At 58.6% G+C, this 13,949-nt stretch carries 12 protein-coding genes; 7 read left to right on the plus strand and 5 right to left on the minus strand.

Annotation, left to right across the window (positions count from 1 at the left end; all coding sequences use genetic code 11):
- Positions 1-14: 14 nt before the first annotated feature.
- From SANT_RS11485 to SANT_RS11505, 5 genes are all read right to left on the minus strand, one after another.
- Positions 15-962: a 2-hydroxyacid dehydrogenase gene (locus SANT_RS11485; RefSeq protein WP_025422439.1), complete on the minus strand. Its 948-nt coding sequence runs from the start codon at positions 960-962 to the stop codon at positions 15-17.
- Between the two features lie 122 nt (positions 963-1,084).
- Positions 1,085-2,218: a mandelate racemase/muconate lactonizing enzyme family protein gene (locus tag SANT_RS11490; RefSeq protein WP_025422440.1), complete on the minus strand. Its 1,134-nt coding sequence runs from the start codon at positions 2,216-2,218 to the stop codon at positions 1,085-1,087.
- A gap of 10 nt (positions 2,219-2,228) precedes the next feature.
- Positions 2,229-4,037, minus strand: a complete 1,809-nt coding sequence (locus tag SANT_RS11495) for an alkaline phosphatase family protein (RefSeq protein ID WP_025422441.1) — start codon at positions 4,035-4,037, stop codon at positions 2,229-2,231.
- 63 nt (positions 4,038-4,100) lie between these two features.
- Positions 4,101-4,784: a GntR family transcriptional regulator gene (locus SANT_RS11500; RefSeq protein WP_025422442.1), complete on the minus strand. Its 684-nt coding sequence runs from the start codon at positions 4,782-4,784 to the stop codon at positions 4,101-4,103.
- A gap of 24 nt (positions 4,785-4,808) precedes the next feature.
- Positions 4,809-6,173 (minus strand): MFS transporter, encoded by a 1,365-nt coding sequence (locus SANT_RS11505; protein WP_025422443.1) that lies wholly within the window; start codon positions 6,171-6,173, stop codon positions 4,809-4,811.
- 471 nt (positions 6,174-6,644) lie between these two features.
- On the opposite strand from SANT_RS11505, the gene SANT_RS11510 reads away from it, so the two are divergent.
- The 7 genes from SANT_RS11510 (at position 6,645) to SANT_RS11540 (ending at position 13,857) form a co-directional block, all read left to right on the plus strand.
- Positions 6,645-7,211 (plus strand): YfaZ family outer membrane protein, encoded by a 567-nt coding sequence (locus SANT_RS11510; RefSeq protein WP_071882021.1) that lies wholly within the window; start codon positions 6,645-6,647, stop codon positions 7,209-7,211.
- A gap of 133 nt (positions 7,212-7,344) precedes the next feature.
- Positions 7,345-8,367 carry an AI-2E family transporter gene (locus SANT_RS11515; protein WP_025422445.1) on the plus strand — a complete coding sequence of 341 codons (1,023 nt, stop codon included), beginning with the start codon at positions 7,345-7,347 and terminating at the stop codon, positions 8,365-8,367.
- A 169-nt stretch (positions 8,368-8,536) separates the two neighbouring features.
- A complete protein-coding gene (ahpC, locus tag SANT_RS11520) occupies positions 8,537-9,100 on the plus strand; it encodes an alkyl hydroperoxide reductase subunit C (protein ID WP_025422446.1) in 564 nt (187 codons plus the stop codon).
- Between the two features lie 79 nt (positions 9,101-9,179).
- Positions 9,180-10,748 carry an alkyl hydroperoxide reductase subunit F gene (gene ahpF / locus SANT_RS11525; protein ID WP_025422447.1) on the plus strand — a complete coding sequence of 523 codons (1,569 nt, stop codon included), beginning with the start codon at positions 9,180-9,182 and terminating at the stop codon, positions 10,746-10,748.
- A gap of 433 nt (positions 10,749-11,181) precedes the next feature.
- Entirely contained in the window at positions 11,182-12,441 is a 1,260-nt protein-coding gene (gene otnK / locus SANT_RS11530; RefSeq protein ID WP_025422448.1) for a 3-oxo-tetronate kinase, read from the plus strand.
- The gene (locus SANT_RS11535; protein ID WP_025422449.1) at positions 12,434-13,075 is read left to right on the plus strand and encodes an aldolase; all 642 of its coding nucleotides are present in this window, start codon (positions 12,434-12,436) and stop codon (positions 13,073-13,075) included. Before otnK ends, SANT_RS11535 begins: the two co-directional genes overlap by 8 nt.
- An 11-nt stretch (positions 13,076-13,086) precedes the next feature.
- Positions 13,087-13,857: a DeoR/GlpR family DNA-binding transcription regulator gene (locus tag SANT_RS11540; RefSeq protein WP_025422450.1), complete on the plus strand. Its 771-nt coding sequence runs from the start codon at positions 13,087-13,089 to the stop codon at positions 13,855-13,857.
- Positions 13,858-13,949 lie beyond the last annotated feature (92 nt).

The raw sequence follows: 13,949 nt of genomic DNA on the forward strand, positions 1-13,949 counted from the left end.
CCCAGGCGTAGCGGTCAGTTGACCGGCGTCAATACCGCTTCCCCGCGGGCGAAGGCGTGCAGATTTTGCAGCACCAAATCGGCCATAGCCGCCATAGTCTCCCGGGTCGCACTGGCGATATGCGGGCTAAGCACCACATTGGCTTTGTCCAGCAGCGCCGGCGGGACGTTCGGTTCATCAGCAAAGACATCCAACGCCGCCCCGGCAATAAGCTGCCTGTCTAGCGCGTCCAGTAACGCGCTTTCTTTGACCACGCTTCCCCGCGCGACATTAATCAGGTAGCCTCGCGGTCCGAGCGCCGCCAGCACCGTCTCTTCCACCGCATGCCGGGTCGCGTCGCCGCCGGGCAGCGTCAGCACCAGATAATCCGCCGCGGCGGCCAGCGAGCGCAGAGAGTCGTGACGTCTATAGGGCACCGCCGGCTGAGAATGCGGGTTGTAATAATGAATATCCATGCCAAACGCCGCCGCGCGCGCGGCAAAAGCCCGCCCGATATTGCCGAGCCCGGCGATACCGCACACTTTACCGCCGATTTTAGTGCCGAGGGGAAAACGCCCGCGCGTACGCCAAAGCCCGGCGCGCACGTAGCGATCCGCCTCGCTTACCCGTCGTGAGATATCCAGCAACAGCGCCATGGCATGATCGGCAACGCAATCGTTAAGCACCGATGGCGTATTGGTCACCACAATGCCGCGCGCGCGCGCCGCCGCGAGATCGATTTTGTCGACGCCGACCCCGTTGCTGGCGATAAGTTTTACCTTGGGCAACCGACGCAGCAACTCCGCCGTCACCCCGGTGACGCCGTTGGTTAAAATGACATCGATCTCCGCCCCGTACGTCGCACTCCAGGCGGGATCGCGCGCGGCGTCGCCGGTGCTAACGGTATAGGTGCGCTTCACGGCGTCGAGTAATGAGGCCGGCAACGTTTCTGCCGCAATTAGCACATGTAAAGTTTTGGTCACCGCTTTCTCTCCCGTTGGTGGTCGCCGCCCGCGCGCAACGTGCAGGCTTGACGCACGTTATCCGCATCGGCGCCGCAGCACGCCTATAGCCTACCTCAGGCGACGCCGCGCGGACTCAAGACCTACGCCACGGCGAACGCCGCCAGCGCGCGGCGGTCGACATCAATACCCAACCCTGGGCCTGAGGGGATCGCCACCCGCCCATGGTGGTGTACGATCGGCTGTTGCAAAATCGCCTGGCGGATAGGATGCTCCGTCTGGTCGAACTCCAGCAGCGGCTGCACCGGCGTCAGCGAGAGCGGCGTTTGGGTAGGGATCAGCGCCATCCATTGCAGCGACGCGGCGATACCAATACCGCTGCCCCACACGTGCGGGTTGGTGCGAACGCCGAACGCCTGGGCCATGTCGGCTATCTTTTTGCACTCCGTCAGGCCGCCAGCGGCGCAGATATCCGGCTGGATAATATCCATAGCGCCGGTGCTAAGCACATCGCGGAAACCATAGCGGGTAAACTCGCACTCGCCGCCCGCCAGCGGAATGGCAATCGCCTCTTTCACCCGCCGGTAGCCGGCCAGGTCCTCCGGCGGCACCGGCTCCTCAAACCAGCCGATATCCAATTCCTCCACCGCGCGACCGAGGGCTATCGCCGCAACGGCATCGTAAGCGTGGTTGGCGTCGATCATCAGCGCGACATCCGGCCCCAGGGTGTCGCGCAGGGTCTGGGTGACCCGGATATCCTCACGCACGCCGAACCCCACCTTGAGCTTCATCGCCTTAAATCCCTGCTCCACATAGCCTACCGCCTCTTCCGCCAGGTAGGAGAGCGGATCGCCGCTATCGCGGCGATAGAGGCCGGTCGCATACGCCTGCACTTCGGTGCGCATCGCGCCGCCCAATAATTGGTAGGCGGGAACATTAAAATATTTACCGCGGATATCCCAAAGCGCGATATCGATACCGCTCAGGCCTTCAATCAGTAGCCCCTTTTGGCCGTGATCGCGCAGCCGGGCGTACAGATCCTGCCAAATGAATTCGCTGTTAAGCGCGTCGCTGCCGATGATCATCCCCGCCAGCTCATCCACTACCGCTTTGGTCATGCGCGCCGGGCCGTAGCACTCGCCCCAACCGGTAATACCCTCATCGGTCATGATTTCCACCAGCATCGCGGTGCGGGTATCGTAGCGCGCGCGCGAATAAGCAAAAGGTTGGCTCAGCTTGGCCGACAATAAATGGGTGGTAACGCTTGTGATTTTCATGGAACCGTCCTTAGGGGTGAGTGTGACCATCCGCGAGAAGACTGTGCATCACGCGGCCATCCAGCGTCGCCAGCGGCAGGCCGAGTAAATGGGCTATCGTCGCCGCCGGATCCACCATGGTGTAAGGGCCGAGCGTTGCGCGATCGTGGTAGTAGCCGGCGCGCACGCCCGCCCCCATCATCACCAGCGCGCCGTAATTGGAGGACATCGCCGTCGCGGCGGTGGGTTTTTGCGGCCCGTGATTGGCCCCCGGCACCTCGACCGGGCAAATATCTTCCCCGCCGCGGCTTACGCCCCAGACAAAACCGGCGTTATAGGCAAAAACGATATCCCCCGCGCACGGTCCCCAAAAGCCAATGCCCGCCGCGTCGTCTTTCAATAGCGCCAGGCTAACCGCATTGCGCAATTGCCCCTGCTCCAGCACATGCCAACTGCCCAAGGCGTGCAGCGTTTTGGCGCACACGGCATCGTAATCGGCGGGCGACACGATGCCTGTCGCCTCGCGTCCGGCCAAATTGACGAAAATTTCCAGGCCGCCGCGTTCATCTTTCAAATAGACCTGGCTGCGCGCCATATCCGGTTTTAATTGTTCGTCCAGCACCACCAGCTGATGCTTCGCCAAGTAGCGGTAGATATCGCACATATAGGCGTTGGGCACCGCACCGTGATCGGACGCCAGCATCAGCACCGTTTCATCGTCCATCTGCGCCATAAGCTTGCCCATGGTCTTATCGAGGATCTGGTAGCAATCGCGCATCACCGCGTCATAGCGTGCCGCCTGCGCCGGATCAAAGAAGGGCGACGCCGGATCGCATTGACCGAGACAGTTATGGTGCGATTCGTCCACCAACCGATGCACCGTCGCCCATAGGGCATAGCCCTGCTGCTGGGTTAATGTCAGCGCCGTATCGGCGAGCCACAGCGACTGTTCATCCCCTTCCTGGTAGGTGGCCTGTGGGTAATCTTCCTGCGGCGAGGCTTTGACCACCCACTTACTGAAAAACGGCCCGGCGTGGGCCAGCAGCGCCCTGGCCTGTTCGGACGCGCCACACAGCTGGTCCGGGTCGGTGACCTGCGCTTGCAGAATCTCAACCTCGTCGCGTTCGGGCCGGTAGCATCCCAGATAGAACCGCACGCTGCCGCTCACGTTGAGGGCGCGCAGTGAACACCAGGGGCTCCACTCGCCTTCGGCCAGCGCCACGGCCTGGTCGCCTATCCAGATCACCGGTTTTCCCTCTTGCTCGCCCAGGGGCAGCGTTAAAGTGTTGCCGCGCTGCCCCTGCAACGTTAGCGCATAGCCTCCGTCAGCGCCTTTTTCCAGCGGCTGCCAGGCGCCTTTATCATGGTAGGCCAGCGTGCCGTTGGGCGGCCAGCCAAGCTTTTGCTGCTTGATGTGTTTATCGCCGGTGCGCGCCTGATAGCGGGTGGTATGGCCCATGGGTTTAAAATGTTCGGCGGCCCAGGGCGCGCTTCTGCCCCAGTAGGGCGCGAAACTGAAATGCCCGGCGTCGGCCACGACAGTCTCGGGAAAATGTACCAAGGCGGCTTTCAGCCCCTGACGCGTCATCTGGTCAAGTAAATTGCCGGTCTGATGGTTATCGGCGGGCAGCGCCTGTCCGCGCCAGGCGGTACCCAACCCTTGGCCCGCCATAAAGGCCACCCAGTTGACATCGCCCCAGGCGGAAATAAAGGGCAACAGCTCGGTCGCCGCCCCCTGTTGCAGCATCCGGGCAATATTCGGTAACGCGCCCTGCGCCGCGTAGCGTTTCAGTAACGGCATCGATAAGCCATCAACGCCAAACACAATCACTTTTCGCATACTCTCTCCTAAAATTCGCGCAGCCGGCCGCCCCTGCGGCGATTTGCCGTCGGCGCCCGCGCGCTACAGCGCGTTAAGCGTCTGGTTTTTTTGCAGCAGATCTTGCAGCAGGCTGTCGAGACTGCTGCGGATATGCCGACGCATGGTTTGCTCGACGCGATCTTCATCACGGGCTTTTAGCGCATACAAAATTTCCCGGTGCTCGCGCCAGGACTGTAATTTCCTGCCCGGCAAATTGCTGGCGATAACGTGAAACATGCGCAGACGTTCCAAATGAATCGCCATCATCGTGTTGATGAGCTGATTGTCGGCATAGGTAAAAATCAAATCATGCAGGGTATCGCCCGGATCGACGACCGCTTCTTCATTCGCCAGCAAAGGGGCCTCCAGCGAATCAAGATAGGCCTCCATCTTCGTCAATGCCTCATCGCTGATACGCGCGGTCGCATGGCGAGCGCAAATGCCCTCCAGCGCCTCGCGGATCACAAACAGCTCCTGGATATCCCGCAATTTGATTTCGCTGACATACCAGCCTTTATGGCGGGTCAGCTCAACAAACCGCTCCTGCTGTAGCCGGTACAGCGCCTCACGAATCGGTGTACGGCTCATGTCTAATTTGCCGATTAGCCACATCTCGGTCAGCGAACTGCCGGGCTGTAATTCCATATTCAGGATCATCGCTTTAATTTTCTCGTAAGCGATGAAACTCAACGATTGCTTGATTCTGGGCGTTTCTGCTGTCGACATCCTATAACTCCTTACTTCGGCGGGTTATGGTGTATCCGTGAGAATGAAACGTTTGATTTTTCCGACCACGAACAGGTAACAGAGCATCACCACCACCGCATGGGCTATCACAAACCAGAGCACGGCGTGAAACGAACCGGTCACTTGCAGAATGTATCCGGTAATAACGGGAGTGGTGATGCTGGAGGAGTTGCTAAAGGTATTCAGTACGCTACCCGATAACCCGGCAATTTCCTTCGGTGCGGTGTCGGCGTTAACCGTCCAGCCCATGCCGCCAATGCCTTTACCCAAAAAAGACATCGCCATGATAAAGATGACCGCCGATTCAGAATCGGTGTAATTACACAGCACCATGATGCAGCACAGCACCATCCCGCCGACGATGGGGATTTTACGCGCTAACGACAGCGACATCCCACGGCGAATCAGCATATCGGAAACAAAACCGCCCATGATACCGCCGACAAAACCGCACACCGCCGGAATGGCCGCTACCATCCCCGCCTTCATGATTGACATATGCTTTTCCTGCACCAGGTATACCGGGAACCAGGTGATAAAGAAAAAGCCGATGGCGTTAAGACAATATTGGGCGAAATAGATCCCAAGCATCATCCGGCTGGACAGTAGCTGCTTCAAATAGCTCAAGCGCGGTCCTTTATGGGCGGCGCGCTCTTGCTTGTCGGGGTCGATATTCACCAGCGCCCCGCCCTGCTCCATGTACGCCAGTTCCGCCGCGTTGACCATGGTGTGGCGGTTGGGGCTATGCACCAGTTTGCGAAAGACCGGCAGAAAAGCGATGCCTATCAATCCCAGCACCGTAAAGACGGAATGCCAGCCATAGGTATGGGCCAGCCACCCCATCAGCGGCGCGAAAAACACCGTGGAACCATATTGGGCAGAATTGAAAATGGCCGCCGCCGTACCGCGCTCCGACGCCGGAAACCAGGAGGCGACAATCCGGCTATTGGCCGGAAACGAGGGGGACTCCGCCGCACCGACCAGAAAGCGCAAAATAAAAATGACCATTACCGCGGTTGCGCCGGTAACAAAGCCCGCCAACCCGGTCATTAAAGTGAACAGCGACCAGAGCAAGATGCTCAGACTGTAAATCATTTTCGAGCCGAAGCGGTCCAACAACCAACCGCCGGGCAATTGAAAGATGACATAGGCCCAGCCGAACGCTGAGAAAATAAACCCCATGTCCACCACACTTAAACCCAACTCTTTTGCCATGCCAGGCCCGGCCAGAGAAATGGACGCGCGGTCGGCATAGTTAATCAAGGTCACGAAGAACAACACCGCCACCACCATCCAGCGGACATTGGTTTTTTTGGCCCCGGTCGCGCTGCTCGCCGCCGCGACCGTTTCTTTGTTTTCCCATTGCATAGCGAACCTCTTTGGTTGACATCAGTCGATGCGCAGACACCCCGTGTCGACTCTTATGACCGTTGTAGACGTCTCCGTTTAACGCGTGGTACCGCTGGTCAATCTGACCACCATCGGGATAAAGGGGATCACTTCGTTAAGTATTCATATTGTATACAATACAAATACAATCTAAATTCTCACCGCTAACGCCGCAAGCGTGCGTGAAGAGGTTCACCTAAATTGTTTGAATTTTGGGCGAAGGATCACACATTGACCGCGGCATGCCGCCCCTCGTGCGGCGTGGACGTCATCCGCGGCCGATAGAGAATAAACCTGAAGGGTCGGCTTAGAACGGAAGTTAAAACTATATATTATGAATTTACATAATTAAATTGCGCCCCAACGTAGAAAGGTATTTCCTTATCGTCCGGCGCCCGCCGTGTTTGTGGCGGCCCGTCCTTGAGTTGAATCTTGCAGAGGTAATGAACAATGCGCGTAACAACCACAACACGTCCCGCCCTCATCGGCTGTGCCTTGATGGCGATGCTCAGCATTCCCGCCGCGCGGGCAATGGATGGCATGGTAAGCACCGGCACCCATTTCACCGATGTGAATATCGGTCTGGGCCAGCAATCCTCCGGTCTGTATATCAACGGCGGTTGGGTTAAAAACAACCAAAACGGCCGGGAAGTGGCCGGTGCGGAAACCGGTATCAATCTGCCGGTCGGACCTGCCATGTTCAATCTTGGCGTGCAGGCCAACTATATTAAAGGGTCTACCGGCGCCGGCGAAGGCGTGGTCTTCCCGGTCGGTGCCGGCGTCAAGTTGCCGCTGGTCCACGGTGTGGGCGTTTACGCAAGCGCCTATAGCGCCTCACGCCAATTGAGCAATAGCGCCAAGAATTATCTCGATGTGGACGGCGGTGTTAGCTGGACGCCCATCGATCTGGTGACGCTGAAAGCCGGTTATCGTTATATCGGTATGGACGGGAAAAACAACCGCCCCAATGAACGCCTGGTGGAAGGCCCCTACGTGGCGGGCCAGCTGAATTTCTAAACCCCGGGTTCTCTTAGCACCGATACGCCACGCCGGCGCATCGTTTTCTGCCGCCCGCCCGCGGCGGCGTGCCAAACGCCCTCCTCCGGCGCCGGGCCGCCTGCGGGCGCTCTACAGGCTCTCACGGTAATACATGGAAAAAGCAACCCTGTCCCCCGATCGTGCCTGCGTTAACCTCGCTTGCCTCATCTTATTCATCCTTGGCGTTCACCTCGCCGCGCCGGTGTTGGTGCCGCTGTTGGTGGCGCTCTGTTTGACGCTGGTGCTTATGCGCCCCATCAACGGGCTGGTCTCCCTCAAGATACCGCGCGCCCTGGCGGTCATCGCCGTAAGCGGCGGGATCCTGCTGGCCCTGCTGATGACGCTGGGCACGATCATGGCGGCGCTGCCGGAATTGAGGCAGCTGAGCAGCTATCTGCCCCTGCTGCTGGCCGACCGACTTCAAGGCGTGCCCGCCCTCCTACAGCGTGTCGGTATGACGTTAACGGTCGAGTCGTTGTGGGCTATTTTTGATCCCGCCCAGCTTTTCACGCTTGCCACCCGCGCCGTCGGCCGGATATCGGGGATGCTCACGGGCATCGTGATGGTGTTTATGCTGGTGGTGTTTATGCTGTTGGATGCGCCGGCGCTGTCGGTTAAATGCCGGCGCCTGCTGCGCTGCCCGTCGCCGCAGTGGACGGCGCTACAGCAAGGCCTGGACAGCGTAACGCGTTATCTGGCGCTGAAGACCCTAGTCAGCCTGTTTATCGGGCTGGCGGTGTGGGGCGCGCTGCTGCTGTTGAACGTCAAATTCGCCTTTATCTGGGGGGTGTTGGCCTTAGTATTGAATTTTATCCCGCTGGTGGGGTCGATTATCGCCGCCATCCCGCCGCTGCTCCTGGCCTTTTTATTTAACGGCCCCGCCACCGGGCTGGGGCTATTGGCGGCGCTGCTGCTGATCAATCTGGTTTTCAGCTTTCTTTGGGAGCCCGTGCTGATGGGGCGCCGTCTCGATTTATCGCTTTGCACCGTCTTCCTGTCACTGCTGGTATGGCAAAGCCTGCTTGGCCTCACCGGCGCGCTGCTGGCGGTGCCGCTGACGTTGGCGGTTAAACTCGCGCTGGAATTGACGCCCGGCGGGCGCGGGGTGGCGCTGCTGATGAGCGGTAAAGATTAACGGGAGTGGAGCGACACGCGCTGACGTTAGCAGGGGGTATCCCGACGCGGTAAGGGCGCCGCCGCGGCAGATAACAAAGGTATGACTGATTGAATCGATAACATCTACATATTGGATTGCTACAGCATCATTTGTTAATTTTTGCCCATCAATCAAACGGAGGTAGGAAATGTCTTTAATCAACACCAAAATCAAGCCTTTTAGCAATCAAGCGTTCAAAAACGGTGAATTCATTCAGGTCACCGATAAAGATGTCGAAGGGAAATGGAGTGTCTTTTTCTTCTATCCGGCCGATTTCACCTTTGTTTGCCCGACCGAGCTGGGTGATGTCGCGGACCACTATGCTGAATTCCAAAAATTGGGCGTCGATATTTATTCCGTTTCCACCGACACCCATTTCACCCATAAAGCCTGGCACGGCAGTTCCGAAACCATCGCCAAAATCCAATATGCGATGATTGGCGACCCGACCGGTACCCTGACGCGTAATTTTGAAAACCTGCGCGAAGACGAAGGTTTGGCCGACCGCGGGACGTTTATTGTCGATCCGCAGGGCATCATCCAAGCCATTGAGGTCACCGCCGAAGGCATCGGCCGCGACGCCAGCGACCTGCTGCGTAAAGTGAAAGCCGCGCAATATGTTGCCAGCCATCCCGGCGAAGTCTGCCCGGCGAAATGGCAAGAAGGCGACGCTACGCTGGCACCGTCGCTGGATCTGGTCGGCAAAATCTAACTTCGCCGTTTATCCGACTTTTTGACGTTATTTGCCTTAGCGGGTGCGCTGCGCCCGTTTTAGCCTCCCGGGAGAGACCATGCTCGACACTACGATGAAAACCCAACTCAAAGCCTACCTTGAGAAATTGACCAAACCGGTTGAGTTAGTTGCCACACTGGATGAGGGCGCCAAATCCGCCGAAATCCGCGGGCTGCTGACGGATATCGCCGACTTGTCGGACAAGGTGAGCTGGCGGGAAGATAATCAGCTGCCGGTACGCAAGCCCTCTTTCCGGGTGGCGAATCCCGGCGTGGATCACGGGCCGCGCTTTGCCGGTTCACCGCTGGGCCATGAATTCACCTCGCTGGTGTTGGCGCTGCTGCAAACCGGCGGACACCCCTCCCGGGAAGCGCAGTCGCTGCTGGATCAGATTCGCCAGCTCGACGGCGAGTTCCATTTTGAAACCTATTACTCCCTGACCTGCCACAATTGCCCGGACGTGGTGCAGGCCCTGAACCTAATGGCGATACTGAATCCGCGCATTCACCATACGGCGATTGACGGCGGCGCGTTCCAAAACGAGATTCAGGAACGCAACATCATGGGCGTGCCGGCCGTGTTCATGAACGGCGAATCGTTCGGCCAGGGACGCATGACGTTGAGTGAAATCGTCAACAAGATTGATACCGGCGCGGCGGCCCGTGCGGCGCAGGCGCTTAATCAGCGCGAGGTGTATGACGTGCTGATCGTCGGCAGCGGTCCTGCCGGCGCGGCGGCGGCGGTCTATTCCGCCCGTAAAGGGATCCGTACCGGTCTGCTGGGCGAACGCTTTGGCGGTCAGGTACTGGATACCGTCGATATCGAAAACTACATTTCGGTGCCCAAAACCGAAGGCGCCAGACTGGCCACGTCGCTGAAAGCCCACGTGGATGAGTATGATGTCGACGTCATTGATGTGCAAAGCGCCAGCAGGCTCATTCCCGCCGCCGCGCCGGGCCAGCCGCATCAGATTGAAACCGCCTCCGGGGCGCGCCTGACGGCCCGCAGCCTCATTATCGCCACCGGCGCGCGCTGGCGGAATATGAACGTGCCGGGCGAGGAGCTTTATCGTACCCGCGGCGTGACCTACTGCCCGCACTGCGACGGTCCACTGTTCAAGGGCAAGCGGGTGGCGGTCATCGGCGGCGGCAACTCCGGCGTGGAAGCGGCCATCGACTTGGCTGGCCTGGTGGAACATGTCACCTTGCTGGAATTTGCGCCGGCCATGCGCGCCGACGCCGTGCTGCAGGCGAAATTACGTAGTCTGAACAACGTCGATATTTTGCTCAACGCCCAGACGCTGGAAGTGACGGGCGACGGCACCAAGCTCACCGGCCTGCGCTATAAAGATCGTGTCAGCCACGGTGAACATGAGCTGGCCGTCGCGGGTATTTTTGTGCAAATCGGCCTACTGCCCAACACCCAGTGGCTGGAGGGAACGGTGGAACGCAATCAGACGGGCGAAATCCTTATTGACGCCAAATGTGAAACCAGCGTGAAAGGCATTTTTGCCGCCGGCGACTGCACTAGCGTGCCCTACAAGCAGATAATCATTGCGGCCGGCGAAGGCGCCAAAGCCTCATTGAGCGCCTTCGATTACCTGATCCGCAATACGCCGGTGGTGTAAGCCGCGCTCCGCTGTCAAACAGGCGACCCGCAAGGTCGCCTGTTTGTGTGCCAACGCTCTGGCGCCGCTGCCTCTCCCCAAGCCGTTTTTAGCGTTAAACGCCGCTTTATCCCCGCGCGCCTCAGGCGCCGCCTGCTGGGCGGCTATGGTCGTTGCGGCTTCGCGGTTCCTTAACGTTTACCCTTAAACACCGTCCTCTTCGGGCTAGCATTTTGCGACGACGCGTCAAGTTATCAATCCCTAGCGCGCGGCAATATCATATTTTCACACGTCGATGTGAAGGCCACCATTTTTTAAAGTCTATAAAAATCAGATAACAAGCGTCTAAATCCCGTCATATGCCCGTTGGTTTTTCGTGAATACCATCATAGTAATGTGAAAGTAGTTCTCACATAATTTAACGTATTCTCACATCAGCAAGGAAACGGCTAATATGGCCTTCAGGCTTGGCGTTATTGCCGACGATTTTACCGGGGCGACGGATATCGCCAGCTTTCTCGCCGCCGCCGGCTGGCGGGTGACGCAAGTGAACGGCGTGCCGACGCAGGCGCTGTCGACGCCCGCCGATGCGGTGGTTGTCTCGCTGAAAACCCGCTCTTGTCCGGCGCAGGAGGCGGTATCCCTGTCGCTGCAAAGCGCGCGCTGGCTCCGTGAACAGGGGTGTGAACAGCTCTATTTTAAATATTGCTCCACGTTCGATTCCACGGCGCAGGGCAATATCGGCCCGGTGACCGATGCGCTGCTGGCGGAAACGGGGCAAACCATGGCCGTCCTCTGCCCGGCGCTGCCGGTCAATGGCCGCACGGTGGTGCATGGCTATCTATTCGTTTTCGACCAGTTGCTGAGTGAATCCAGCCTGCGTCATCATCCGGTTACGCCGATGACCGACGCCAATCTATTGCGCCTGATGGATGCCCAATCCGCGGGGCAAACGGGCCTGCTGCCGCTCGCCAGTATTCGCCAGGGGCAGGCGGCGATACGCCAGCGCCTTGAGGTGCTGCAACAACAAGGTTGCCGCTACGTCGTGGCCGACACGCTCGACGAAAACGATTTGGCGGCCCTCGCCGCCGCATTGCCGGCGTCGGTGCTGCTGACCGGCGGCTCCGGGCTCGGCGGCGCCATTGCCGCCCACGCGACCGGCCAGCACGCCGCGGCGCAAACCCGAGAGACGCCGCCCCGCGCGGGCCGCGGCGTTGTTTTGTCCGGCAGCTGTTCGCAGATGACCAATCGGCAAGTCGCCTGGTACCAACAACATGCGCCGGCGCGCGCGCTGGATATCGCCCGCTGCCGCCAGAATGCCGAAGACTATGCCCGTGAGATGGCGCAGTGGGTCAGTGCGCAGCCCGATTTTCCCGCGCCGCTCCTGTATGCCACCGATGCGCCGGAGGTGGTTCAACGCTTGCGCCAGCGCTATCCCGGCGAAGATATCGGCGCGATGATCGAAGCCTGCTTCGCCCGTATCGCCACCCTGCTGTGCGAGCAAGGCTTTAGTAAATTTATCGTCGCCGGCGGCGAAACCTCGAGTTTGATCGCACAAAAGCTGGGGGTGACGGCTTTCACTCTCGGAGACACTATCGCGCCAGGCGTACCCTGGGTGCGGGATTTGCACCGGCCGCTGTGGCTGGCGCTGAAATCAGGCAATTTTGGCACCACCGATTTTTTCAGTAAAGCACAGGAACTTTATCATGACTGAAGCCGAATTACGTGAGCAGATGGTCTCCCTGGCCCATTCGCTGTTTATGCGCGGTTATAGCAGCGGCGGCGCCGGGAATATCAGTTGTCGTCTGCCCGACGGGGGCTTTCTCGTCACGCCCACCAACTCCAGTTTTGGTGCGCTTGACCCGGAACGACTCAGCAAATTGGATGAACAGGGGGAGTGGGTCGCCGGGGATAAACCCTCCAAGGAAGCGGTCATGCACCGGGCGTTTTATCGCGAGCGGCCGCAAACCGGCGGGGTGGTGCATTTGCACTCGCCGTCCTTGACCGCGCTGTCTTGCCTGCCGGGGCTGGATGCCGCCAACTGTCTGCCGCCGATCACGCCCTATTACGTGATGCGCGTGGGAACCTTGCCGCTGGTGCCCTATTTTCGCCCGGGGGATCCGGCGCTGGCGCAGGCGATAGGCGCGCTGGCGCCGAGCCATAACGCCATGTTGCTGGCCAATCATGGGCCGGTGGTTGGCGGCGGCAGTCTGCGGGAAGCGGTGTTTAACGCCGAGGAGCTGGAAGACACCGCGCGCTTATACTTCACCCTCCTGCCCCACGGCATGGTGACGTTGACCGCGGAGCAGATCCACGAATTGAATGTCACTTTTAAACGCCCTGCGTAACGAGAATCGAGATGCTGCCAGAAGAGCGCCAAAGTTTTATTTATAGCTATCTCTACCAGCACGCCTATGTGACCTTTTCGGCGCTGGCGCAGCTACTGAATGTCTCGCATATGACGATTCGCCGCGATATTCAAATGCTGGAGAAAGACGGTAAAGTCACCATTATCAGCGGTGGCGCGAAATTAAACGAGGCGCTGAAGCAAGAATTACCCTGGCAGGAAAAAGCGCAATTGCATCATCAAACCAAACGCAATATTGCGCGGGTGGCGGAAACATTGGTGGAATCCGGCCAGGTTATTTATTTGGATGCCGGCACCACCACCTATGAAATCGCGCGCAGTATCGGGGACCAATTAAAAAAAGTGACGATAGTGACGAACGATTTCACCATCGGTGACTACCTCATGGAGCGTCAGCATATTACGTTCTTTCATACCGGCGGACAGGTGGATCGCCGTAACCGATCTTGTATCGGTAATAGCGCCGCCGCTTTTATCCGCGGTCTGAATTTAGATATCGCGTTTATTAGCACCAGTTCGTGGGATATCGAACACGGTCTCTCCACCCCCGATGAGGGGAAAGCGCTGGTGAAACAGGCGGCGCTGGCCAGTTCACGCCGCAACGTGCTGGTGTCCGATAGCAGCAAATACGGTAAATACGGCATGTTTCATATTTGCCCGCTGCAAGCCTTTGACGACATTATTCACGATGATTTATTGCCGGAGGAATTACAGGAAAAAATCAAACAACTTGCTATTAACCTGCATGTGGTAAAGAGCTGAACCACAACACAGCGGCATCCTAATAACAAGCGCACGCGACGGCGCCGAATAAATTTCATTCAATATCATGGCCTGTACCCTGCGGGTCAGGA

Source organism: Sodalis praecaptivus (assembly GCF_000517425.1).
GTDB lineage: Bacteria > Pseudomonadota > Gammaproteobacteria > Enterobacterales > Enterobacteriaceae > Sodalis_A > Sodalis_A praecaptivus.